Source organism: Paraburkholderia sp. BL9I2N2, assembly GCF_004339745.1.
Lineage (GTDB): Bacteria > Pseudomonadota > Gammaproteobacteria > Burkholderiales > Burkholderiaceae > Paraburkholderia.
Genome location: NZ_SMGP01000004.1, coordinates 1 through 25,630, shown reverse-complemented (window position 1 = coordinate 25,630; position 25,630 = coordinate 1). Strand labels below are relative to the sequence as shown.

Below are 25,630 nucleotides of genomic sequence, written 5' to 3'. Positions count from 1 at the left end.
CTTCTCCCTATGCCTTTTCGACCTTGACGAGGAACGATTTGAATTCCGGTGTTTGCGAATTCCCATCGCCCACGGAGGGCGTCAGCGTATTGACGAGATAGCCTGGCTTCGCGAGTCCCTTGAAGCCCCAATGCAGCGGCAATCCGACTGTCTGGACTTTCTTTCCTTCGATCATCAGCGGTTTGATCCGTTTGGTGACGAGCGCCACGGCAATGATGTGCCCGCGATTGGACGACACCTTGACGCGATCCCCGGCCACCACGCCCACCTCCTTCGCCAGATCCTCGCCGATCTCCACGAACTGCTGCGGCTGCACGATCGCATTCAGGCGCGCGTGCTTGGTCCAGTAGTGGAAATGCTCCGTCAGACGATACGTGGTCGCCGTATGCGGGAATTTCTCGTGCGTGCCAAACGCGGCCCGGTCATCGGGGAACACGCGTGCCGCCGGACTGCTGACGACCGCCTTGTTGTTCGGATGCAGCGGGTTGTAGCCGAGCGGCGTTTCAAATGGCTCGTAGTGCTCCGGGAATGGCCCTTCCACCAGACCATCGCGCGAGAAGAAGCGCGCCACGCCTTCCGCGTTCATGATGAACGGATTCATGCCGTTTTCCGGCGGTTCGTCCGCCTTGAAGTCGGGAATGTCCGCGCCCGTCCACGCCTTGCCGTTCCAGGCGATCAGCTTGCGCGTCGGATCGAACGGCTTGCCGCTGACGTCGCACGAAGCACGGTTGTACAGAATCCGCCGGTTCGCCGGCCAGGCCCACGCCCAGTTCAGCGTATTGCCGATTCCGGTCGGGTCGGAGTTGTCGCGGCGGCCCATCTGGTTGCCCGCCTGGGTCCATGCGCCGCAGAAGATCCAGCAACCGCTCGCGGTACTGCCGTCGTCGCGCAACTGTGCGAAGCTCGCCAGTTGCTCGCCCTTTTTGGCAAGCACCTTGGTTTTGTCGGTCGGGTCGGTGACGTCGGCAAGCGCCTTGCCGCTGAACTCCATGGCGATCTCTTCAGGCGTCGGGCTTTCCGGGTCGGCATACGGCCAACTCATCTTGAGAATCGGATCGGGATACTTGCCGCCGTTCTTCCTGTAGGCCTCGCGGATGCGCAGCCACAAGCCCGACATGATCTCGAGATCGCTCTTCGCTTCTCCGGGGCCGTCCGCGCCCTGCCAGTGCCATTGCAGCACGCGGCTGGAGCTGACCAGCGAACCGCGCTCTTCCGCGAAACAGGTGGTCGGCAAACGGAACACTTCGGTCGCGATCGAAGTGGGATCGACGTCGTTGAACTCGCCGAAATTCTTCCAGAACTCGGAGGTTTCGGTGGCAAGCGGATCCATGATGACGAGCCACTTCAGCTTGGCCAGACTCGCGCCGATCTTCGCCTTGTTCGGCGCCGCGGCGAGCGGGTTGAAGCCCTGCGCGATGTAGCCGGTCATCTTGCCTTGATTCATCAGCTCGAAGACCTGCAGCATGTCGTATGACTTATCGAGCTTCGGCAGGTAATCGAAACCGAAGTTGTTCTCGGCGGTCGCGTTATCGCCCCACCATGACTTCATGAAACTGACATGGAAAGCGCGATAGTTGCGCCAGTAGCTCAACTGATTCGGCCGCAACGGCTGGCTCGCGCGCTTCGCGATGTAGGCGTCGAAGTCCTGTTCGGCTTCCAGCGGCAGCGTCATGTAACCCGGCAACAGATTCGACATCAGGCCGAGGTCGGTCAAACCCTGAATGTTCGAGTGACCGCGCAGCGCATTCATGCCGCCGCCCGCAATGCCGATATTGCCTAGCAGCAATTGCACCATCGCGCCGGTGCGGATGATCTGCGCGCCGATCGAATGATGCGTCCAGCCGAGCGCGTACAGGATCGTGCCGGCGCGCCCCGGGACAGCCGTCGATGCGAGCATCTCGCACACCTTGAGGAATTTTTCCTTAGGCGTGCCGCAGGTGCTCTCGACCTGCTCGGGCGTGTAGCGCGAGTAGTGCTGCTTCATCAGTTGATAGACGCAGCGCGGGTGCTGCAACGTCGGATCGACTTTGGCAAAGCCGTCGTCGCCGCGTTCGTAATCCCATGAACTCTGGTCGTACTTGCGCTTGTCGGCGTCGTAGCCGGAATAGAGGCCGTCGGTAAATGAGAAATCTTCACGAACGATGAACGGCATGTCCGTGTAGTTCTTTACATACTCGTGCTGGATCTTGTCGTTGGTGAGCAGATAGTTGATCACCCCGCCCAGGAACACGATGTCCGAGCCGGTCCGAATCTGCGCGTAATAGTCCGCGACCGATGCCGTGCGCGTAAAGCGCGGATCGACCACGATCAACCTCGCCTTGCGATGCGCCTTGGCCTCAGTGACCCATTTGAAACCGCACGGGTGCGCCTCGGCCGCATTGCCGCCCATCACCAGAATCACATCCGCGTTCTTGATGTCGACCCAATGGTTCGTCATCGCTCCACGGCCAAACGTCGGGGCAAGACCTGCCACCGTCGGGCCGTGTCAGACACGTGCTTGATTGTCGAATGCGAGCATGCCAAGACTGCGGACAGTCTTGTGCGTCAAATAACCGACTTCATTGCTACCGGCCGATGCTGCGAGCACGCCGGTGGTCAGCCAGCGGTTGACCTTCTTGCCGTCTGCCGTTGTCTCGACGAAGTTGGCGTCGCGATCTTCCTTCATCAATTTCGCAATGCGATCGAGTGCGTCTTCCCACGACATGCGCTTCCATTCATTCGAGCCGGCCGCACGGTACTCCGGATACTTCAGACGGCTCGGGCTGTGAATGAAGTCGATCAGGCTCGCGCCCTTCGGGCACAGCGTGCCGCGATTGACCGGGTGATCGGGATCGCCTTCGATGTGGATGATGCTGGACTTTGCGTTCTTGGCGTTGTCGCCGAGTCCGTACATCAGGATGCCGCAGCCTACCGAACAGTACGGGCAGGTATTGCGGGTTTCGGTTGTGCGCGACAACTTGTACTGACGGACTTCCGCTAACGCGGGCGTCGGTGAGAAGCCCATGAGGGCGAGACTCGATCCGGCTAGCGTGGTGGCGGAGACCTTCAGAAATTGTCGCCGGGACATATGGGTCATTGAATGGCCTCGGCTCTTTATGGGGACACTGATAACGATTATAGAGACCGGTATGAATTCCTGCAGCGAGAACTTAGGCCTTCTACAGTGCAACTAAATATGAAATGCCACAGCCGATTTCAACAAAGTCGAGGCATTGTTATTGCTGAGTCAGTGAATCACGCACCGACACTTACTCCAGATCTTTGGGCACTTATGACCTATCCCCTTCTCAAATCTTCTCTCGCAGGCAATCTTTACGGCGCAGTGAAATCGTGTGCGTCGGTCGGCGTTGTCTCGCTTGCGCTGGGTGCCGCGATGCTCGCGCTGAGTACGCACGGTATTGCTCAGATCACACAGGGCAGCGGTTCGTCGCAGCAGGAGAACCGCACTTCTTCGATGGGATCGGCGCCCGATTCGTCCGCGTCCGCAGTCCATGAATCGCACAAGCCTCAGACAAAAGATGGCGGTTCGGCGAACTCGCGCGGCAAGACTGACGGGAAGAGCCACAAATCCCAAGGCGCGGGCGGCTTCGATAACGGCCTCTATGGCACCGGCGCCGGCAGCAACAAATAGCGAGTGAGTTTGCCGCGCTTTTGTCGCACTTTTGCGGCAAGCGCATTGCGACCGTGCGGCGCCTTATGGGCAGGCGTGGAGGAATGCACGGCGTGTTTCGCGTTCTGTCCGGATCGCTTCGGCGACCGCCGGTCCCTGCGCATTGCACGAACAACCATCATAATGGCGGTCATTCGTAGCCTGAAATGCCCGCCACAATGACCAATACCCCCAGCCACGCAAGCGCTTCGCCCCGTCTGACCAGTCTGTCGCACGGCGGCGGTTGCGGCTGCAAGATCGCGCCCGGCCTGCTTGCCGATCTGCTCAAGCGCAGCGCGCCGCTGCCGTTCTTTCCCGATCTGCTGGTCGGTAACGACACGGCCGACGACGCCGCCGTCTACAAACTCAACGACGAGCAGGCGATCGTCGCCACCACCGACTTCTTCATGCCGATCGTCGACGACCCGTTCGACTTCGGCCGCATCGCCGCGACCAATGCGCTGTCCGACGTCTACGCGATGGGCGGCAAGCCGCTGATGGCGCTGGCCATCGTCGGCATGCCGATCAACGTGCTGCCGCACGACGTGATCGCAGCCGTGCTGAAGGGCGGCGAATCCGTGTGCGCCGAGGCCGGCATCCCGCTCGCCGGCGGCCATTCGATCGATTCGGTCGAGCCGATCTACGGCCTCGTCGCCATTGGCGTGGTCGATCCGAAGCGCGTCAAACGCAACGCGGGCGGGCAAGCGGGCGATGTGCTGATCCTCGGCAAGCCGCTCGGCGTGGGCATTCTCTCGGCAGCCCTGAAGAAAGACCGGCTCGACGCCGCCGGCTACGCCGCCATGATCGGCGCGACGACCAAGCTCAACCGGCCGGGCGCGGACCTGTCCAGGCTCGACGGCGTGCACGCGCTCACGGATATCACCGGCTTCGGCCTGCTCGGCCATACGCTGGAACTGGCGCGCGGCTCGAACCTGACCGCGCGCGTGCGCTATGCGGATCTGCCGTGGCTGCCAGACGTGGTGAGCCTCGCGGAAGCCGGCATTTTTACCGGCGCGTCGGGACGCAACTGGGACGCATACGGCAAAAACATCGTTCTGCCCTCCTCATTTCCTGCGACGGCGCGCACGCTGCTCACCGATCCGCAAACCTCGGGCGGCTTGCTGGTCTCGTGCGCGCCGCAAGCCGTCGACGAGGTTCTCGCCCTGTTCCGCGCCGACGGGTTCGGCGAGGCGTGTGTGATCGGCGAAATGGTCAGTGGAGAAGGACGCGTCGAGGTCATCTGAGCCGCGAGCGGAAGAAGGAACGATGCGTGGCGCGCGGCCGGGAAACAGCGCTGAGTGCTCCGCCGGCCGCTATTCACGGCGCGTGCGATAATTTCACCCTTCCCGCCGGCCCGTTTTGTCCCTAACTCCTTGAAAAACCTACTCGTCAGCCTCGAAAAAGCAGGTGATTTCGATGAAATCATCGATGTGCGCACGCCTCTCGAATTTGCGGAAGACCATATTCCGGGCGCGCTGAACGCGCCCGTGTTGAGCAATGAAGAGCGCGTGCTGGTCGGCACGACGTACAAGCAGGTATCGCCGTTCGAAGCCACGCGGATCGGTGCGGCGCTGGTCGCGCGCAATATCGCGCACCATCTGGAAACGACTTTCGCCGACCGGCCGCGCAACTGGCGGCCGCTGATCTATTGCTGGCGCGGCGGCAAACGCTCGGGTTCGGTGACCACGCTGTTCAATATGATCGGCTGGCAGGCGCGCCAACTCGATGGCGGCTACAAAACGTATCGGCGGGCCACGCTCGACACGCTCGTCACCTTGCCGAAGACGTTCTCGTACATCGCGCTGGTGGGCCCGACCGGCAGCGGCAAGACGCGCCTGCTCGCAGCCCTGCACGCCGCGGGCGCGCAGACGCTGGATCTCGAAGCGTTGGCCGCGCATCGCGGCTCGCTGCTCGGCGCCTGGGCCGGCGTGACGCAGCCGTCGCAGAAGCGTTTCGATACGCTGCTCGTGAGCGCGTTGCGCACGTTCGATCGGGCACGGCCGGTGTTCGTTGAAGCGGAGAGCCGGCGCATCGGCTCCGTCGCGCTGCCGCTCGCGCTGCTCGAGACGTTTCATCAGGGCCGCTGCGTCGAGGTGATCTCGAGCCGCGAAGATCGCGCGGCATTCCTGCTGCACGACTACGCCCATCTGTTCGACGATCCCGATTCGCTGAAGGGGCAACTGCAACGGATGATCGGTTTGCATAGCCGGGAACGTGTCACGGGCTGGCAAAAGCTCGTCGACGACAACCGCCGTGCCGAGCTCGCGCACGAGTTGATTGGGCGTCACTACGATCCGGCGTATGCGCGCAGCAGCCACCAGCATTTCGTCCAGTTGCCGCGCGCATTGCAATGGAATTTCCGCCCCAACGACGCCGATGTCGTCGACCAGGCAAAAGCACTGCTCGTACAGCTCGACAGCAGCGCGCTCGCTGTCAACTGATTAAAACCAACGTTCAAGACCACCATGCAATCAACCCTTCGACAACCACGAGTCGCTCTTGGCTGGATCGTCTTTCTGCTGATCGCTGTGGTCGGCCTCTTCTATGTGAAGTGGTTCCCGTACTACAACCGCGCGTTCGTGGCCGCGAGCCAGCACTCCATCGGCAAATCCATCCTGATGGGCACGTCGGCGAGCGCGCCGGCGGCGTCGTGGCAGGCTGCCATCAATTACGCCCTCGCCTACGGCAAAGCGATCTGGCAAGCGATGGTGCTCGGGCTGCTGCTCGGTTCGGCGGTGCAAGCGCTGATTCCGCCGCAATGGGTCGCGCGGGCGCTCGGCCGCACCGATTTCAGCAGCGTCGTGAAGGGTGGCCTGCTGTCGTTGCCGGGCATGATGTGCACGTGCTGCGCGGCGCCGGTCGTGGCGGGCTTGCGGGCGCGTCAGGCGGCGCCGGGCGCGGCGATCGCGTTCTGGCTCGGCAATACCGCGTTGAATCCCGCCACGCTGATCTTTATGGGCTTCGTGCTCGGCTGGCAGTGGATGGGCCTGCGCCTCGCCTTGGGCATCGTGATGGTGTTCGGTCTCGGCTATCTGGTGAACCGGATGGTTACGCCGAAGGAAGCCGAAGCGTCACGCGAAGCGATGGCGCAACTGGTCACCAGCGATGTGCCCGGCACTGCCTTCGCACGCTGGGTGAAAATCCTCGGCACGATGACGCTGCGGCTCATTCCCGAATACATCGTGCTCGTGCTGATTCTCGGCGCGGCGCGCACGTGGCTGTTTCCGCATGTCGGACCGGATATCGACAACAGCCTGCTGTGGATCGTCGCGCTGTCCGTCGCCGGCACGCTGTTCGTGATTCCGACAGCGGGCGAAGTGCCGATCATCCAGGCCATGCTCTCGTTCGGTATGGCGGCCGGCCCGGCTGGCGCGTTGCTGATGACGCTGCCGCTGATCAGCGTCCCGTCGATGGCCATGCTCGGACGCTCGTTTCCGCGGCGTGTGCTGACGGCCGTGGCGTTGGCCGTCGTGGTGTGTGGTGTGATCAGCGGGTTGCTGGCTGTCGCGTTGGGGTTTTAAAGCATGAAACGTATTGCCGCATTTGCTTTGACGTGCTGGTCAGCTGCCGGCCTGCTTTACTTCGGACAGCATTCGGTGGCGCTGATCGTGGTGAGCGGGGTTGTTGCGCTGGCTGGGTTTGATCTGCTTCGTCCATGATCGCGCGCTGATGCGAAAGCGTGAGCGTGGATCGCTTACGCGAAGCGTATTTCGACGGCGCGTCTTATTTGTAGAGACATGAGCGTCGGCGCTCGGATCGCACGGCTAACAGCATGAGACCTCTGCTCTGCTGTTAGCCGTTTTTTGTTTCGCGCAATCGAGCGTTTGCGCGAGTTCGCTTACTTCTTCAACGCCTCGCAAATCGCAGCGAGCCACAACGCCACCGCATGCGCACCCGGATCCACGTGACCTAGCGCGCGATCGCCGACATAACTCGAGCGCCCGCGCCGTGGATGCATCGACGCCGTTTGCGAGGCACCTTCGGTTGCCGCGTCGACGGCCGCGTTCAACGCGGCATCCAATGCCTCCTGGCGCGCGAGAGCGGATCGCAACGCGTCGGCGGCCGGCTTCAATGCATCGACCATCGTGCGATCGCCGGGATGCGCACCGCCCAGTTCCATCAAGCCGTCGACACCCGCGCTGAACGCCGCCGCCCATTCCTTCGGCGTCGATCCGTCTGATCGTTCGAGCGCGACCGCCGCGCGCACCAGCATCACCGCGTAAAGCGGGCCCGACGTGCCGCCGACCACGCGCCGCAGCGTCGCCGACATGCCGCGCAATACGGCGCCTGGTATTGTCTCAGCCGGATAGCCATCGAGCTCCTGAAGTATCGCGCGCGCGCCACGCGAAAGACTGATGCCGAGATCGCCGTCGCCGACGCGTTGGTCCATGTCAGTCAACGCCGGCTCGGCTTTCAGCAGGCACGCGCAAACGGCTTCGATCACGCGGCGCAACGTCGCTTCACGCGACAGCGTCGCACCGCTTGCGCGCTCCGGTTCGGCAGGCGCGGGCCGCACGGAAACCTGCGCGATGCGGCCGCTCAGCGCGGGCCACGCACTCGTATGCGCGGCGGCGTCGAGCCAGCGGAGCCGTTGGTCGCCCACGCGCAGCAGCGTCAGCGAGATGCCCGCCATTTCCAGCGCGCTCAGGAACGTGCCGGCCCAGGCGCGTTCCACCTTGATGCCGCGGCTCGCCAGATAACGCAGCGCGGAACCGGCCACAATGCTCAATTCGCTCGACGGCGTGCCGCCTAAATTGTTCACCAGCAACGCCACCCGCTCACCGGCCTGCAACGACAGATCGCCGACGATCTTCGCCAGCAGCTTGTCGACGATCGCGGCGGCAGGCTCCATCGCACCGCGCTCCACACCCGGTTCGCCGTGAATGCCGAGACCCCATTCGATCTCGCCGTCCGCCAGCTCGAAGCCCGGCTTGCCCGCAGCCGGCACCGTGCACGCGGTGAGCGCGACGCCCATCGTGCCGAGCGAAGCCGCCACGTCGCGCGCGATCTGCGCGACTTCCGCCAGTGGGCGGCCCGCCGTGGCAGCCGCGCCTGCAATCTTGTGAACCAGTACGGTCCCCGCGAGCCCGCGACGGCCCGCGTGATCACCGCTTGCCGTCAGCGCGACGTCGTCGGCGACGATCACCATTTCCGTGGCGATGCCTTCTGCGCGCGCGATCTCGGCCGCGAGGCCGAAGTTGAAGCGGTCGCCCGTGTAGTTCTTCACGATCAGCAAGGCGCCTGCCTTACCGGCCACCGCACGGATCGCGTCGAGTACGGCGTCGGTGGACGGCGACGTGAAGATTTCACCCGCGACCGCTCCGCTCAGCATGCCGGAGCCCACATAACCGCCGTGGGCGGGCTCGTGGCCCGAGCCGCCGCCCGAGATCAGCGCGACTTCGCCGCGCGCCGCTGCGGCCTCGGCATCCGCGCGCACGACGATCGTGCTGCCTTGCAACAGGCAGAGATTGGGGTTGAGCGCCGCGAGTCCGTCGAGCATATCCGGGACGACCGCGGAGACCTCGTTGATGAGCTTCTTCATTGCGTCTGCTTCCTCTTAAGCTGCCCGCGCTTTCGTCGCGCGCTGAAGGCAGGTTTATTCAGTGGCGAAACAGGAAGGCTTAACTGTACCGCGCATTGGCGAAAGACGACGTGATACGGCAACGTTGAACGCAGAAGGCATTCGCGGCGCACGAGCGACGCTGCGGCGAGTTCAAGGCTATGGAGAGGGGAGAAACTGACAGGACAGCGGCACAACGAACTGTGCGCCGAGGCGATGCGAGAACCTGACAGTAGACGAAAGCGAAGCCGCTTTCGTCTACGTCACGGATGCGTTGGTAGGCTCGATTGGATTCGAACCAACGACCCCCACCATGTCAAGGTGGTGCTCTAACCAACTGAGCTACGAGCCTTTAGAGGCGCGAATTATAGAGAACCCGCACGCTCAGCACAAGCCCCTAACGGCACTTCTGTCGACTAGCGCGTTGCACTCAGTTCGTGGATGCCCACTCGGTCTGCGTATCGAGCGGAAAAACCGGCCGCTTCACGCGCTTGAAAGCGAACAGGCCATAGTCCGAACTCGTCACGCCGCGGCTGTCGCATTCCACCAGCGCCGCGGCGATCGGCACGAACACCGGCCGGCAGTACATGCGTGATTTGAGCAACAGGAAACGCGCGCGACGCGGATCGATGCCGACGCTCTCGAACACGCCGAGGTCCCACGGTTCGTGCGTGCGTTCGGTCATCACGAGCTTGACGGTGCCTGTGTCGAGGACCGCGGCGCGTCCCATGAAGGCGCGCTGTCCGGTGTACGTCGGGCCGCTGATCACGTACTCGCCGTCGGTCAGCGCGCGCACCACGCCGGTCACGGCAAGCGGCGGACGTGGCTTGAGCGCATCGCTCGCGACCTTGTTGCCGATGGTCACCGTCACCGTGCTGCCGACGCCGGCCGACATCAACGCCGCGACCGCTTGCGGATCGCACAACGGCCCGCTAACGATGCCGTCGAGCTTCTGCTTCAAGGCTTCTTCGAGCAGATCCATCGTGTCGCATGTGCCGCCCGACATGCAGTTGTCGCCGTGATCGAGCAGCAGCACGGGCTTGTCGGCGTCCACCGCGAGCACGGCGGCTTGTGCGACGGATTCAGCGAGCGGCGCGCTGCGATACACGAAGTCTTCGCGCTCGTTCCAGATCTGCCGCGCGATGCGCTCCGCTACCGCTTCGGCGTGAGTGCGATCGCCATTGCCGACCACCACGACGCTGATGCACGGCGCCTCGATATCAGCAAGCGAGAAGCCCGACAGCACCGACACCGCGAGCATGCCGTCGGCCTCGGCGGCGCGCGCGGCATCCACAGCGCGCTTCATCGCCCCTTCGGCAGTCGCGCTGCGCAGCGTATGCGTGAGCAGCGGCGGCTGGCGCCATGCGATCACGGGCTTCGCCTTGCCGTGGATCAGATCGAACATCAGACGCGCCGCGTGCGCGCCGGTTTCATACATATCGACGTGCGGATAAGTCTTGAAACTGACGATCACGTCCGCATTGTCGATCATCTTTTGCGTGACGTTGCCATGCAGATCGAGTGCGACGGCGATCGGCGCATCCGGCAGCAACGCGCGCACGCGTTCGAGCAAGTCGCCTTCACCATCGTTGGAATTCTCGGCGACCATCGCGCCGTGCAGATCGAGCATGACGGCGTCGCAACCTGTCGCGGCCGACACGATCGCTTCGCAGATTGCATCGTAAGCGGCGGCTTCGACCGGCCCGCTCGGATTCGCCGACGCCGACACCGGCGTTACGATGTCGGCATGCTCACGCTCGGCTGCGTCGATGAACGCGGCCATCGCCGTCTGCATGCCTTTGTTGTCGTTGAACGCGTCTTCGCCATAGGTCGGACCGTTACGGCCGAATGCCGCCAACGGCGTGGCCACCGGCGAAAACGTATTGGTCTCGTGATTCATTCGCGCGATAAGGATCTTCATGCGTCTGCGCTCCCCGCTTTCTGCGCGGCGCTCAGCATGGCCTGCAACAGCACGTTGCAACCGGCTTCGAGATGATCCGCGCGTGCGTCTTCGATTTCGTTGTGGCTGATGCCGTCTTTGCACGGCACGAAGATCATCGCCGCGGGCGCGACTCTCGCAAGATAAACGGCGTCGTGGCCGGCGCCGCTGATCACATCCATCGACGAAAAGCCGAGCGTGTCCGCGCCCTGCTTCACGGCACCGACCAGTTCCGCGGTGAACGGTTGCGGCGGGAAATACACCACCTGTTCGACGTCCACCGTGATGCCGCTTTTCTCGCCTGCTACCGAGCATGCGGCGCGCAACGCGCTGTCCATTGCTGTGAGCGAGGCATCGTCGGCGGCGCGCAGATCGACGGTGAGCGTCACGCGGCCTGGAATCACATTGCGTGAATTCGGATGCACGTCGAGCCAGCCGACCGTGCCGCGGCCGTGAGGCGCGTGATCGAGCGCGATGCGATTGACGGCGTGAATCAGATCGGCGGCGACCAGCAGCGCGTCGCGGCGCAGTTCCATCGGCGTCGGGCCGGCGTGCGCTTCCATGCCGTGTACCGTCACGTCGTACCAGCGTTGGCCGAGCGCGCCCTGCACCACGCCGATTGTTTTATCGTGTGCTTCCAGGACGGGGCCTTGTTCGATGTGCGCTTCGAAATAGGCGCCTACCGCATGTGGTTTTTTGATTTCACCGGCATATCCGATCTGAGATAGCGCGTCACGTACCGTGATGCCTTCTCGATCGTGTTGTTCGAGCGCATGCTCCAGGGTGAATGCACCGGCGAACACGCCGGAACCCATCATCACCGGCACGAAACGCGAGCCCTCCTCGTTGGTCCACACGGCGACTTCCAGTGGCGCGAGCGTCTGCACGTTGGCGTCGGTTAGCGTGCGCAACACTTCGAGTCCCGCGAGCACGCCGTAATTACCGTCGAACTTGCCGCCTGTAGGCTGCGTGTCGATGTGGCTGCCGGTCATCACGGGCGGCAAGTCGTCACGCAGACCCGCGCGACGCGCGAAGATATTGCCGATGGCGTCGATCCGCACGCTGCAGCCGATCTCCTTCGCCCACGCGATAAAGAGGTCGCGCGCCTGACGGTCCAACTCCGTGAGTGCGAGCCGGCACACACCGCCTTTCGCGGTGGCGCCGATCCGCGCGAGTTGCATGAGACTGTCCCAGAGCCGCGCGCCGTCGACTCGCAGATCGGCGAACGTCGCGACGGTTGTTGATTCATGAACTTGCATCGATGCTTCCTCGTGTTGAAGACTGAGTGCGCGTCAGACCACGCCGACGCCGAGATAACGGTCCTTGATCGAGTCGTCCGCGGCAAACGACGCGTTGTCGCCTGCATAGACGATCACGCCTTGTTCGATGATGTAGTGCCGATCCGCGAGTTGCGTGCAGACTTCGAGGTTCTGCTCCACCAGCAGAATCGCCACGCCCGCCTCGCGAATCAGCTTGAGTTGCGCGACGATTTCCTCGACGATCACCGGCGCGAGGCCTTCGACGGGTTCGTCGAGCATCAGCAAACGCGGGTGATTCATCAGCGCGCGGCCAATGGCGAGCATCTGCTGTTCGCCGCCGGAGAGCTGCGCGCCCCCATTCGTACGCCGTTCCTTTAAGCGCGGAAAAATGCGGTAGATGTCGTCGAGTTGCCACGGCGAATCTTTGCGAGCGCCGAGCCGCAAGTTTTCTTCGACCGTGAGCAGACGAAAGATACCGCGATGCTCGGGCACAAAGCAGACGCCTCGCGACGCGATCTTGTGCGGCGGCAGGCCGCTGATCCTGGCATCATTGAACGTGACCGTGCCGCGCTGCGGCGCGACGACACCGGCGATCGCTTTCAGCGTGGTCGATTTGCCTGCGCCGTTGCGGCCCAGTAGCGTGACCGTTTCACCATCGTTGATCTGCAAGGACACGCCCTGCAGGATGTGGCTCTTGCCGTAGAAGCCGTGAATCTGCTGCACGTCGAGAATCATGCGCGGCCTCCGGTGATCATGTTGCCGAGATAGGCGCTGCGTACGCGCTCGTCGCCGCGAATGTCGTCGGGACGGCCTTCCACCAGCACTCGCCCTTGCTGCATGACGGTGATCGTGTCGGAGATGTCCATCACGATGCCCATGTTGTGTTCGATCAGCACGACCGTGTAGTCGTCGCGCAGACCACGAATCAACTGCTTCATGTCGTCGAGGTCGTCGATGCCCATGCCCGAGGTCGGCTCGTCGAGAAAGATCGCCTTGGGGCGCGCGGCGAGCGCCATGCCGACTTCAAGCCGTCGCTGCTGACCGTGCGACAGCGCGCCCGCCGACACCTCGCTGAACCGCTGCAACGCGAGCCGCTCAAGCACGCTGTCGACGATGTCCGCATGCGTGAGCGCGCCGTGCGGCGGCGTCCACGCATTCAACGCCCGCACCGCGTCGACACCTTGCGCGGCGAGCCGTAGATTTTCTCGCACGCTCAGATTGGCGAACAGGCTCGTCACCTGAAACGAACGCGCGACGCCGCGCCGTACGCGTTTATGGTCCGGCTCGTGCGTGACGTCGTGGCCGTCGAAAACGATCTTGCCTTCGGTGATCGGCAGCGTGCCGGTCAACACGTGAAAGAGCGTGGTTTTGCCCGCGCCGTTCGGACCGATCACGGAATGCACCGTGCGCGGCATGATGTTCAAAGTGACATCGGAGAGCGCCGTGAATTTGCCGTAGCGCTTCACAACGCCACTCGCTCGCAGAATGGCTTCGCTCATACGGGCTCCTTGTCTGCGTCATTGCCTGCGTCGGCGGATGATTTGCGGCGTAGCGATTGCCAGATGCGTTCGCCCAATCCCCACAGACCGCGCTGCATGAACAGGCTGACGGCGATCAGCACGATGCCGAGCAGCAACAGCCAGCGCGGCCATAAGGTCGAAAGCCAGTCGGCGAACAGCACGTAGAAGGCGGCACCCAATACGGAGGCGAACAGATTGCCTGTGCCGCCGATCACAGTCATCACGAGAATCATCTCGCTCGTGTGATAGTCGATGTTGGAGAGCGGCGCGATGCCGGTCATCAGCGCGTGCAGCGCGCCCGCCAGACCCGTGACCGCGCCGGAGATCACGAACGCCATCAGCTTGAAACGTTTGACGTCGTAGCCGACCGCGGCGGCGCGCGCTTCGTTGTCGCGAATCGCGAGCAACGTGCGGCCGAATACAGAGTGCGATACACGCATCAACAGCCAGAAGACCACGAGGAACAACACGGCCACGAAACCGTAGTACTGCCACGGCGAGGTCAACGGCACGATCGTTTTGCCGAATAGTCCGAGCGCCGGGCGCGGGATGTCGAGCAAGCCGTTGTCGCCGCCGGTCAGATCGGGCGTGGTGTAGGCGAGGAAGTAGAACAGTTGTCCGAACGCGAGCGTCAGCATGACGAAGTACGTGCCGCGCTGGCGAATCGAAAACCAGCCGACCAACGCCGCGGCCGCCGCGCCGATCACTGCCGATGCAAGCAACGCCACAGACACCGGCAAGCCCGTTTTGGTGAGGACCAGTCCCGCGCAATAGCTGCCGAGCCCGAAGAAAATGCCCTGTCCAAACGAAAGCAAGCCTGTGTGCCCGAGCAGTAAGTTGCAGCCGAGGGCGGCAAGTGCGAACACGAGCACTTCAGTAGCCAGCGATCCGGAGCGCAGCGTCAGCGGCAACACGCACACGACCAGCAACGCCAGCAGCAGGAAACGATAGCGATGCAATGAATGCTTCAGGCCCGATTGAGCCCTTGCGGAAGAAGCGCTCTGCACGATAGGTTTCGACGTATCGATCATGCCGCCCTCCCGAGCAAACCGTTCGGTCGCAGCAACAGGACAGCGGCCATCGCGACATAGATCATCAATCGCGCGCCTTCCGGCCACAACGTGCTCATCACGCTTTGCACGATCCCCACCAGCAATCCGCCGACCAGCGCGCCAAGAAAATTACCCATGCCGCCGACCACCACCACGACGAACGCGATGCTGAGCGCTTCGATACCCATGAACGGATCGACGCCGCGAATCGGCGCGGCGAGCACGCCCGCCAACGCGGCAGTCGCAGCGCCGAGCGCGAACACGAGGCTGAAAACGCGCAGCACGTTGATGCCGAGCAGCGAGACCATCTCCGTCGATTCGCTGCCCGCACGCACCGCGCTGCCGAGCCGCGTGCCTTCCAGCACCCACCACAAAAGCGCGGCCCAATATCGCCGTGAAGCCGATCACGAAGAGACGGGTACTTCGGATAGACGAAGCTGCCCCAGATCACCACGCCGTTCAGCACGTCGGGCACGGCCACGTTATCGCCGAGCGGTCCCCAGATCAGGATCGCGCATTCCTGTACGACGAGTGCGAGACCGACTGTGACGAGGATATGAAACTCATGCTGCTGCGCATAGACGTGCCGCAGAATCAGTTTCTCGACGACCCACGCAAGCGCGCCCACCACGATCGGCACGACCACGAGCGCGGTCCAGAAGCTCATCGACCACTGCATCGCCTGATAGCAGAAGTACGCGCCGAGCAGATAGAACGCACCGTGCGCGAAATTCACGAAGCGCAACAGGCCGAACACGATCGACAAACCGACAGCGAGCAGGAAATACAGCATCCCCACTCCGATACCGTTGACGATCTGCAGGAGATAAACGTTCATGGCGTCCGTCTAAAGGGTGGTGCGAAGGGGAGTCACGGTGCGGTGTTGCGATTTTTTCGCGCTACGCCGCGCTCGCGTGCGGCACGGATGCGTCAGGCCATCTTGCAGCCGGTCTTGTCGAGCGGAAGGAACGATTGGCCCGAGCTCACGATATCTGCGTAGTCGTCGGCGTTTTTCATCTTGTTCTTCGCCTTGCCCTTCAACAGATAATAGTTCTTCAGCACCTGATGGTCGCCTTTGCGGACTTCTTCCGGGCCTGTCAAACCGTCGTATTTCATGCCTTCGAGGCGGCGACCACTTTCTTCGGATCGACGTTGCCTGCTTTTACGATGCCGTCGAGCAGGATCTTCGTGCAAATATACGAGCCTGCGAGGCTGTAGTTGGGGTTTGCCTTGAATGCGGCGTTCGAACGTTTGACGAGATCGCGGTTGAGCGGTGAATCGATATCGTGCCAATACTGTGCGCCGAAATAGACGCCTTCGCACAGGTCCGCGCCGAGCGATTCGAATTGCTCGAGTCCGGACGCCCAGGCCATCAGAATCGTGCAATTGTTCTTCATGCCGAAGCTCACGGCCTGGCGCAACGTATCGGACGATTGCGAGCCGAAGTTCAGAATCAGCAGCACGTCAGGCTTCGCAGCGACTGCGTTCGTCAGGTAGCCGCTGAACTCCTTCTCATTGAGCGAGTGGTAGCTGTTGCCCACATGCTCGATGCCCTTCTCTTTGAAGATCGCCTTGGCTGCCGAGAGCAAACCGTCGCCGAACACGTATTGCGGCGTGATGGTGTACCAGCGTTTCGCTTTGGGCATCATCTGGATCAGTGGACGCACGGTCTGCTCGATCGCGCCGTAGGTCGGCACGGACCAGCGGAACGTGGCGTCGTTGCAGTCCTTGCCGGTGATTTCGTCCGCGCCTGCCGTCGTGATGAAAATGCCGCCTGCTTTCTGGACTTCCTTGCCCATTGCCAATGCTTCGGAGGACAGAATACCGCCGGCAAAGAAGCGCGCATTCTTCTGTTGCGCGATTTCCTGCACACGGCGCACGGCGGTTGCGGGCTTGCCTTCCGTGTCGAGCACCGTATATGCAAGCGGTTGACCCAGCACCTTGCCGTATTGCTCGATAGCGAGCTTCATGCCGAGGTCGGCGTATTTGCCGTTCGCCGCGAATGGACCCGACATCGGCACCGGACAGGCGAACTGCAAGGTGCCGGCCTGCGCGAACGCGCTTCGCGCGACCAGCGAACCCAACGTCCCCGGAACGGCCGACAACGCGGCCAGCTTCAACATATTTCGGCGATTCAAAATGACGCTCCTTAGGAGAGAGACACGCACTGACCGACTACGAAACTGCACGCATTGCGCGAACGACTACTTGAGCTTGCTGGCCGCAGTGAAGTTTTCCACCGCATCGGCTTTGTTCTATTTATCATGATAAATAGGTTGGACTTGATCGTAGGTACAATAAATTCGGGTGTCAATAAGGCAAAATTCCTGGCGGCATCGAGGCAGCCTGCCGGGCTGCGACTGCGCCGGCGAATCGGTCGACGATCGTGCAGGACAAACTGGGAGCATCGAATATGGCCATGGACCGCGCCAAGGCTGGCGCCGCGATTGAGATCAAACAGCAAAAACGCGGCGATCTGGTCGCGGAAGAAATCAAGCGGCTCATCACCGAGAAAGACCTTAAGCCAGGCGACCGGCTGCCGCGCGAGGTGGAATTGCAGCAGCTCTTTTCGGTGAGCAAAAGCACGATCCGCGAGGCGTTGAAATCGCTCGAGGTGCAAGGTCTCATCAAAGTGACCACCGGCCCGAGCGGCGGCGGCATGGTGGTGGAAGTGCCACTCGATCGCACGTTGCAACTTCTGCAAAACTATCTGTTCTTCAAGGACGTATCGATCGACGACATCTATACCGTGCGCAAACTGCTGGAGCCCGAGCTCGCGGCAGGGGCCGTGCCGCATCTGACGGAGCAGGACTTCGAGGCGCTCGACGCGAGCATTGCGTGTTGCGACCGACCGGCTTCGTCACACGGCGGGCAGGATATCGTGCGGCAACGTCAGGAGGACGTGAATTTCCACGACATCCTCGCGGCGGCGAATCCGAATCCGTTCCTGCGTTTTAGTTGCGAGTTGATCAATGAAATGATCCGTCAACTCATCGAGTTTCGTAACGACACGCCGCAAGCTGAGCATGAGCGGTTCGGTCAGGCCAACGTCAAGATTCACAAAGCGATTACGAAGGCAGCGCGTGAGCGTGATGTGGAGAAGGTGCGTGAGTTGATGGTGATTCATATGACCGAGGCGCCACGCTATGTGAAGCGGATGAAGGGGAAGCTGCGTGGACGTCTCATCCTGGATTCGGAGATTCGGCGGCGCGTGCGGGCGCGAAGTGTGGCGCCGTCTGCGGATGAGGGTGACGAGGAGTGAAGAAGGGGTTTCGATGCGGGTTGCGGGTGGGTTGCGGGTGGGTTGCGAGTTGCGGGTTTCAAGCCGAGGGCAATTCCGCTATGGACGCCGGTCGGGCGTCTTGCTTGGAGAGCGGTGACCGTCTGCTCTGACGAAGCGATGCAAATGGTTTGATGCGCCCGGCATAGGGCAGAAGGCTTGGCGCGCTCGCGATATCGGCGCCACGTAGCGCGGGATCCGGGTGGGTGAAATGTCTTTCGCATAAAGGAAGATCGAAAGGCATCGCGCTCAGGTTAGGGGGATGCAGGCGCCGGGCCCCGCGAGAGGGGATCGTGGCGAAAGCAGCAGCTAGTCGGCGTTCCAGTCGGTCCGCCTGTGGCGTGCACGACGGAGGGCTCAATCTTTTGCGAGCCGCGCCGTTATTGCATCTGCACAGGCATAAACATTGGACCTTCATGGCACAACCTATTCCGTTCTCCCGCCACACTGGCGCTGCGCGTGCCCGGCATGCCAAGGCCATGCTGTTGCCGATCGCCCGGCAGACCGCCGACGACCTCGCACTGCGGGTCCATCTGGCACTCGACGCCTTGCGCCGCGGCGCCGGCAGCATGACCGACGCGCAAACGCTCACGCAGATCATGCTGTTGACGGGCTTTCTGGCGGAATCGGGTTTCGGCTCGGCGACCGGTGAGCAACTGGGTGCGGCGGAACGCGCAGTATCGGCGGTGTTCGATATCGGCCGTGAAACCGGCAATTGGAAACTGGATGACGCCGGATTCGCGCTTTTTGCGACGATCGCGACGAATTACGACCGGCAGTTGCACAGCGCGCCCCTTTGGGCGATCACCGGTGCGAGCGAACGACTCGATCGGTTTACCGCGGGCATGTCGTATCAGACGCCGGCGCGTAAGCGGGCTTGATTGATCACGTGATGTGAGACGACGAGGGAAGCCTCGTCGACGAGGTTCATGCGACTGGTGAGGCGCACAGTGTACTGGGTGGGCGCGACGCGGTGAGCCACGAAGGCGTAGATGTATTGACGGGCTATGCGAACGCGCTGCGGGTGGTCAAGGAGTGAGGGCGGTTTTCCCGTTCGTTCTTTGGGCGTTTTTCCGTCGCCGTAAACGCAGAAACCCCACCTTTTCGGGGTGGGGTTTCTGTTTGCTGCGGGGGAGCCTGACGATTACCTACTTTCACACGGGTAATCCGCACTATCATCGGCGTGGAGTCGTTTCACGGTCCTGTTCGGGATGGGAAGGGGTGGGACCGACTCGCTATGGTCATCAGGCATGACTGGTTGCCGCACTGCCCGTGGAGCAGTACAGCCAATCTGGAAGAAGTAGTTTCTGGTGATGCTCACCAGGGGTAAAGCGTTGGGCTGTGCTGTTTCTGGCACAACATCGATCTCAACCTGTGTGCTCCCCTTTTCGGGGGTGGGATGCGCGCAAGTGCTGAAGCACTGACGGTCATCGCAAAACACACCGGTTATAGGATCAAGCCTTACGGGCAATTAGTATCAGTTAGCTTAACGCATTACTGCGCTTCCACACCTGACCTATCAACGTCCTGGTCTTGAACGACCCTTCAAGGGGCTCGAAGCCCCGGGGATATCTCATCTTAAGGCGAGTTTCCCGCTTAGATGCTTTCAGCGGTTATCTCTTCCGAACATAGCTACCCGGCGATGCCACTGGCGTGACAACCGGTACACCAGAGGTTCGTCCACTCCGGTCCTCTCGTACTAGGAGCAGCCCCCTTCAAATATCCAGCGCCCACGGCAGATAGGGACCAAACTGTCTCACGACGTTTTAAACCCAGCTCACGTACCTCTTTAAATGGCGAACAGCCATACCCTTGGGACCGGCTACAGCCCCAGGATGAGATGAGCCGACATCGAGGTGCCAAACACCGCCGTCGATATGAACTCTTGGGCGGTATCAGCCTGTTATCCCCAGAGTACCTTTTATCCGTTGAGCGATGGCCCTTCCATACAGAACCACCGGATCACTATGACCTGCTTTCGCACCTGCTCGACTTGTCGGTCTCGCAGTTAAGCACGCTTATGCCATTGCACTATCAGCACGATTTCCGACCGTACCTAGCGTACCTTCGTACTCCTCCGTTACACTTTGGGAGGAGACCGCCCCAGTCAAACTGCCTACCATGCACTGTCCCCAGTCCGGATAACGGACCAAGGTTAGAACCTCAAACAAACCAGGGTGGTATTTCAAGGTCGGCTCCACGCAGACTGGCGTCCACGCTTCAAAGCCTCCCACCTATCCTACACAGATCGGTTCAAAGTCCAATGCAAAGCTACAGTAAAGGTTCATGGGGTCTTTCCGTCTAGCCGCGGGGAGATTGCATCATCACAAACACTTCAACTTCGCTGAGTCTCGGGAGGAGACAGTGTGGCCATCGTTACGCCATTCGTGCAGGTCGGAACTTACCCGACAAGGAATTTCGCTACCTTAGGACCGTTATAGTTACGGCCGCCGTTTACCGGGACTTCAATCAAGAGCTTGCACCCCATCATTTAATCTTCCGGCACCGGGCAGGCGTCACACCCTATACGTCCACTTTCGTGTTTGCAGAGTGCTGTGTTTTTATTAAACAGTCGCAGCCACCAGTTTATTGCAACCCCTTCACCCTTCTGGCGCAGGCCAGTCAAGCTACAGGGGCGTACCTTATCCCGAAGTTACGGTACCAATTTGCCGAGTTCCTTCTCCCGAGTTCTCTCAAGCGCCTTAGAATACTCATCTCGCCCACCTGTGTCGGTTTGCGGTACGGTCTTGTTAAACTGAAGCTTAGAGGCTTTTCTTGGAACCACTTCCAGTTGCTTCTTCACCGAAGTGAATGGCGCCACGCCCTTGAATTGCGCACCCGGATTTGCCTGAGTGCCTTCTCCAACGCAGCGACCGGGACTTCCAACACCCGGACAACCTTCCGCGATCCGTCCCCCCATCGCATTTAACAATGGTGCAGGAATATTAACCTGCTTCCCATCAGCTACGCATTTCTGCCTCGCCTTAGGGGCCGACTCACCCTACGCCGATGAACGTTGCGTAGGAAACCTTGGGCTTACGGCGAGGGGGCCTTTCACCCCCTTTATCGCTACTCATGTCAGCATTCGCACTTCCGATACCTCCAGCGCACTTTTCAATGCACCTTCGCAGGCTTACGGAACGCTCTCCTACCATGCATATAAATATGCATCCGCAGCTTCGGTATATTGCTTAGCCCCGTTACATCTTCCGCGCAGGACGACTCGATCAGTGAGCTATTACGCTTTCTTTAAAGGATGGCTGCTTCTAAGCCAACCTCCTGACTGTTTTAGCCTTCCCACTTCGTTTCCCACTTAGCAATATTTGGGGACCTTAGCTGGCGGTCTGGGTTGTTTCCCTCTTGACACCGGACGTTAGCACCCGATGTCTGTCTCCCGTGATTGCACTCTTCGGTATTCGGAGTTTGCTATGGCGTAGTAATCCCGCAATGGACCCACAACCATGACAGTGCTCTACCCCGAAGGTGATACACGAGGCACTACCTAAATAGTTTTTCGGAGAGAACCAGCTATTTCCAGGTTTGTTTAGCCTTTCACCCCTATCCACAGCTCATCCCCTAACTTTTCAACGTTAGTGGGTTCGGACCTCCAGTACGTGTTACGCACCTTCATCCTGGCCATGATAGAGTCACCTGGTTTCGGGTCTACACCCAGCGACTGAACGCCCTGTTCGGACTCGCTTTTCGCTACGCCTGCCCCTAATCGGTTAAGCTTTGCCACTGAATGTAAGTCGCTGACCCATTATACAAAGGTAACGCCGTCACCCCTTGCGAAGGCTCCGACTGTTTGTATGCATGCGGTTTCCGGATCTATTTCACTCCCCTCCCGGGGTTCTTTTCGCCTTTCCCTCACGGTACTGGTTTCACTATCGGTCGATCACGAGTATTTAGCCTTGGAGGATGGTCCCCCCATCTTCAGACAGGATTTCACGTGTCCCGCCCTACTTGTCGTACACCCAGTTCTTCCTCGCTGTTTTCGTCTACAGGGCTATCACCTGCTATGGCCGCACTTTCCAGAGCGTTCGACTAACAATGAAGATAAAGAGTACAGGCTGGTCCCATTTCGCTCGCCACTACTCTGGGAATCTCGGTTGATTTCTTTTCCTGCGGTTACTTAGATGTTTCAGTTTCACCGCGTTTCGCTTCGCATGACCTATGTATTCAGTCATGGATGACCCATACGGGCCGGGTTTCCCATTCGGATATCGTGGATCAAAGCTCGTTTTGCCAGCTCCCCACCGCTTTTCGCAGGCTACCGCGTCCTTCATCGCCTTGTGATCGCCAAGGCATCCACCACATGCACTTGTTTCGCTTGACCCTATAACGGGTGTGTGCCTCGTGCATGATCCACGGGGAATCATGTGCTCGCCACAATCGCTTACAGGTTGAAGTATTCGTTGTTTGCGCCGTATTCCAAAGCAATCTTTCGATCACCTTTAAAATACATTGATACAATCACAACCCTGATTCACCTACTCACACAACCCATCTCTAAGTATGCTTTCGTGAATCTCTTTTAACTACTTCTTCCTGATTGTTAAAGAACGACAGCCGATATCGCAGTTGCTATAACGCGTATCACTCTGACTGGCTCAATCGCCAATGCCTGTTTCACTTACACCGCAAACCCCTTTCAGGGTCCGCCGCAGTTAAAACCGGCATTGAGGATTGGGTGGAGGGATGAGGGATCGAACCGACGACCCCCCTGCTTGCAACAGCAGGTGCTCTCCCAAGCTGAGCTAATCCCCCAGTCATACGCAGATAAACTCTCTATGCGCACGCATTACCCCGGGATCATCGATCAGCCACACCAGACAAGGACTTTGGTGGGTCTGGATGGATTCGAACCATCGACCCCCGCCTTATCAAGACGGTGCTCTAACCGACTGAGCTACAGACCCCTGAGTCTGTCCTGATTTCACAGCCGATAAGCGTGAGCGCTCAACGCGGTTGACACGTCAGCTCGAGAAAGGAGGTGATCCAGCCGCACCTTCCGATACGGCTACCTTGTTACGACTTCACCCCAGTCATGAATCCTACCGTGGTGACCGTCCTCCTTGCGGTTAGACTAGCCACTTCTGGTAAAACCCACTCCCATGGTGTGACGGGCGGTGTGTACAAGACCGGGAACGTATTCACCGCGGCATGCTGATCCCGATTACTAGCGATTCCAGCTTCACGCACTCGAGTTGCAGAGTGCGATCCGGACTACGATCGGTTTTCTGGGATTGGCTCCCCTCGCGGGTTGGCGACCCTCTGTTCCGACCATTGTATGACGTGTGAAGCCCTACCCATAAGGGCCATGAGGACTTGACGTCATCCCCACCTTCCTCCGGTTTGTCACCGGCAGTCTCCCTAGAGTGCTCTTGCGTAGCAACTAGGGACAAGGGTTGCGCTCGTTGCGGGACTTAACCCAACATCTCACGACACGAGCTGACGACAGCCATGCAGCACCTGTGTTATGGCTCCCTTTCGGGCACCCCGGCCTCTCAGCCAGGTTCCATACATGTCAAGGGTAGGTAAGGTTTTTCGCGTTGCATCGAATTAATCCACATCATCCACCGCTTGTGCGGGTCCCCGTCAATTCCTTTGAGTTTTAATCTTGCGACCGTACTCCCCAGGCGGTCAACTTCACGCGTTAGCTACGTTACTAAGGAATGAATCCCAACAAAACGTTTTAGGGCGTGGACTACCAGGGTATCTAATCCTGTTTGCTCCCCACGCTTTCGTGCATGAGCGTCAGTATTGGCCCAGGGGGCTGCCTTCGCCATCGGTATTCCTCACATCTCTACGCATTTCACTGCTACACGTGGAATTCTACCCCCCTCTGCCATACTCTAGCCCGCCAGTCACAAATGCAGTTCCCAGGTTAAGCCCGGGGATTTCACATCTGTCTTAGCGAACCGCCTGCGCACGCTTTACGCCCAGTAATTCCGATTAACGCTTGCACCCTACGTATTACCGCGGCTGCTGGCACGTAGTTAGCCGGTGCTTATTCTTCCGGTACCGTCATCCCCCACGGGTATTAACCACGAGGTTTTCTTTCCGGACAAAAGTGCTTTACAACCCGAAGGCCTTCTTCACACACGCGGCATTGCTGGATCAGGCTTTCGCCCATTGTCCAAAATTCCCCACTGCTGCCTCCCGTAGGAGTCTGGGCCGTGTCTCAGTCCCAGTGTGGCTGGTCGTCCTCTCAGACCAGCTACAGATCGTCGCCTTGGTAGGCCTTTACCCCACCAACTAGCTAATCTGCCATCGGCCGCCCCTGTAGCGCGAGGTCCGAAGATCCCCCGCTTTCATCCACAGATCGTATGCGGTATTAATCCGGCTTTCGCCGGGCTATCCCCCACTACAGGACACGTTCCGATGTATTACTCACCCGTTCGCCACTCGCCACCAGGATTGCTCCCGTGCTGCCGTTCGACTTGCATGTGTAAGGCATGCCGCCAGCGTTCAATCTGAGCCAGGATCAAACTCTTCAGTTCAAACCTGTTACTGTTTTCGGTTCATTTAAGAACCGGTCGCTCACTCAACGTACTGACGATGATTTGATTGCTCAAACCTTCCTCTAATACTGTGTGAGACTTGATACTTTCGCTTGTTCAGCAGATCCCGAAAGATCCACCTCGCGTCGCGCATCAAGCGCCCACACTTATCGGCTGTTAATTTTTAAAGATCGGTTACGCATTCACCACCGGACCAGCGCCGCGCGTCGTCAACCTCACAACCACCCGGCACCGCTTCGTTCTGCGTCGCTGCATCAGCAGCAGAGAAACGAGATTATGAGAACGACTGACACGTCGTCAACCCCCTTTGTGAATTTTCTTTTGACCAGACGCCAATCGACGCCAGAAACAGGCGTCCCCTATATATAGGGAGAGTGGTGCAAACGCGACCCCGTCGTGTCAGGACGACCGAACTCTCTATAGTGAGAAGCTTGAAATCAGCGAATGTGCACGCACCTAGATGCATCGAACCGGCGACCGCTCTACGCCCGACCAGCGGCCCAAGGACGAACCTGCGACAAACGCGCATGATGAAATGATGTGCACAGGATGAGCGCGAAGCCCCAAGCTCGTATATAATGCGAGCCGCGCGAATTTCGCACATTTCTATCGGCCCGCTTCGAGCGGGCTCATCTTTTTTGCTCCCAGAGCACAGCCAAACAACCGCGTTGAGTCACTCAGGTGATGTTGAGCCATGCTCGAAACGCCTGACGGTCGCGTCTTGCGTCTCATAGCGAAGCCTCTAGAGGAGAATACGTGAACCCTTTTGATCGCGAAGATTCGCAACACGAAACCGCCGCCTACACCGCCAAAGCGCCCTCGGGCCGTACGGCCAAGGGCAAGGGCG

At 60.3% G+C, this 25,630-nt stretch carries 14 protein-coding genes, 2 tRNA genes, 3 rRNA genes and 2 pseudogenes; 7 read left to right on the top strand and 14 right to left on the bottom strand.

Annotated features, from left to right (window positions below; translation table 11 throughout):
* Positions 1-7: 7 nt before the first annotated feature.
* Positions 8-3,076 carry a formate dehydrogenase-N subunit alpha gene (gene fdnG / locus B0G74_RS36325; protein ID WP_165924004.1) on the bottom strand — a complete coding sequence of 1,023 codons (3,069 nt, stop codon included), beginning with the start codon at positions 3,074-3,076 and terminating at the stop codon, positions 8-10.
* A 99-nt stretch (positions 3,077-3,175) separates the two neighbouring features.
* Here fdnG and B0G74_RS47720 point away from each other — a divergent pair, with 99 nt between their 5' ends.
* The 5 genes from B0G74_RS47720 to B0G74_RS47575 all read left to right on the top strand — a co-directional run bounded on the left by B0G74_RS47720 (position 3,176) and on the right by B0G74_RS47575 (position 7,308).
* On the top strand, positions 3,176-3,631 hold the full coding sequence (locus B0G74_RS47720) for a beta-xylosidase (protein WP_342960068.1): 456 nt from the start codon (positions 3,176-3,178) through the stop codon (positions 3,629-3,631).
* Positions 3,632-3,828: 197 nt separating this feature from the next.
* Entirely contained in the window at positions 3,829-4,893 is a 1,065-nt protein-coding gene (gene selD, locus B0G74_RS36310; protein WP_132381410.1) for a selenide, water dikinase SelD, read from the top strand.
* Between the two features lie 129 nt (positions 4,894-5,022).
* Positions 5,023-6,090 carry a tRNA 2-selenouridine(34) synthase MnmH gene (gene mnmH, locus B0G74_RS36305; RefSeq protein WP_132381408.1) on the top strand — a complete coding sequence of 356 codons (1,068 nt, stop codon included), beginning with the start codon at positions 5,023-5,025 and terminating at the stop codon, positions 6,088-6,090.
* 24 nt (positions 6,091-6,114) lie between these two features.
* Entirely contained in the window at positions 6,115-7,170 is a 1,056-nt protein-coding gene (locus B0G74_RS36300) for a permease (RefSeq protein WP_132381406.1), read from the top strand.
* A 3-nt stretch (positions 7,171-7,173) separates the two neighbouring features.
* Positions 7,174-7,308 (top strand): hypothetical protein, encoded by a 135-nt coding sequence (locus tag B0G74_RS47575; protein ID WP_258194915.1) that lies wholly within the window; start codon positions 7,174-7,176, stop codon positions 7,306-7,308.
* Positions 7,309-7,487: 179 nt separating this feature from the next.
* Here B0G74_RS47575 and dhaL read toward each other — a convergent pair whose 3' ends face one another.
* The 9 genes and pseudogenes from dhaL to B0G74_RS36255 form a co-directional block, all read right to left on the bottom strand.
* On the bottom strand, positions 7,488-9,191 hold the full coding sequence (gene dhaL / locus B0G74_RS36295; protein WP_132381404.1) for a dihydroxyacetone kinase subunit DhaL: 1,704 nt from the start codon (positions 9,189-9,191) through the stop codon (positions 7,488-7,490).
* 293 nt (positions 9,192-9,484) lie between these two features.
* Positions 9,485-9,561, bottom strand: a tRNA-Val gene (locus B0G74_RS36290).
* A gap of 78 nt (positions 9,562-9,639) precedes the next feature.
* Complete coding sequence (locus tag B0G74_RS36285; protein ID WP_132381402.1) at positions 9,640-11,130, bottom strand: M81 family metallopeptidase; 1,491 nt, start codon at positions 11,128-11,130, stop codon at positions 9,640-9,642.
* Positions 11,127-12,407, bottom strand: a complete 1,281-nt coding sequence (locus tag B0G74_RS36280; protein WP_132381400.1) for a Zn-dependent hydrolase — start codon at positions 12,405-12,407, stop codon at positions 11,127-11,129. The genes B0G74_RS36285 and B0G74_RS36280 overlap by 4 nt, the downstream gene beginning before the upstream one ends.
* A 33-nt stretch (positions 12,408-12,440) precedes the next feature.
* A complete protein-coding gene (locus tag B0G74_RS36275) occupies positions 12,441-13,142 on the bottom strand; it encodes an ABC transporter ATP-binding protein (protein ID WP_132381398.1) in 702 nt (233 codons plus the stop codon).
* Positions 13,139-13,906: an ABC transporter ATP-binding protein gene (locus B0G74_RS36270; protein ID WP_132381396.1), complete on the bottom strand. Its 768-nt coding sequence runs from the start codon at positions 13,904-13,906 to the stop codon at positions 13,139-13,141. The genes B0G74_RS36275 and B0G74_RS36270 overlap by 4 nt, the downstream gene beginning before the upstream one ends.
* Complete coding sequence (locus B0G74_RS36265) at positions 13,903-14,958, bottom strand: branched-chain amino acid ABC transporter permease (protein ID WP_132381394.1); 1,056 nt, start codon at positions 14,956-14,958, stop codon at positions 13,903-13,905. The genes B0G74_RS36270 and B0G74_RS36265 overlap by 4 nt, the downstream gene beginning before the upstream one ends.
* Positions 14,955-15,817: pseudogene (locus B0G74_RS36260) on the bottom strand (branched-chain amino acid ABC transporter permease). The gene B0G74_RS36265 and the pseudogene B0G74_RS36260 overlap by 4 nt, the downstream one beginning before the upstream one ends.
* A 92-nt stretch (positions 15,818-15,909) precedes the next feature.
* Positions 15,910-17,117, bottom strand: a pseudogene (locus tag B0G74_RS36255) (ABC transporter substrate-binding protein).
* 275 nt (positions 17,118-17,392) lie between these two features.
* Between B0G74_RS36255 and B0G74_RS36250 the strand changes: the two are divergent.
* Entirely contained in the window at positions 17,393-18,241 is an 849-nt protein-coding gene (locus B0G74_RS36250; protein ID WP_132381392.1) for an FCD domain-containing protein, read from the top strand.
* A 434-nt stretch (positions 18,242-18,675) separates the two neighbouring features.
* Entirely contained in the window at positions 18,676-19,140 is a 465-nt protein-coding gene (locus B0G74_RS36245) for a hypothetical protein (RefSeq protein WP_132381390.1), read from the top strand.
* A 254-nt stretch (positions 19,141-19,394) separates the two neighbouring features.
* Here the strand turns inward: B0G74_RS36245 and rrf are convergent.
* The 4 genes from rrf to B0G74_RS36220 all read right to left on the bottom strand — a co-directional run bounded on the left by rrf (position 19,395) and on the right by B0G74_RS36220 (position 24,762).
* Positions 19,395-19,508, bottom strand: a 5S ribosomal RNA gene (gene rrf, locus B0G74_RS36240).
* A 201-nt stretch (positions 19,509-19,709) separates the two neighbouring features.
* Positions 19,710-22,595 (bottom strand): 23S ribosomal RNA (locus B0G74_RS36235).
* A 506-nt stretch (positions 22,596-23,101) separates the two neighbouring features.
* Positions 23,102-23,178, bottom strand: a tRNA-Ile gene (locus B0G74_RS36225).
* Positions 23,179-23,245: 67 nt separating this feature from the next.
* A 16S ribosomal RNA gene (locus B0G74_RS36220) occupies positions 23,246-24,762 on the bottom strand.
* Together the 16S, 23S and 5S rRNA genes with 1 tRNA gene alongside form the textbook arrangement of a ribosomal RNA operon.
* Between the last annotated feature and the right edge of the window lie 868 nt (positions 24,763-25,630).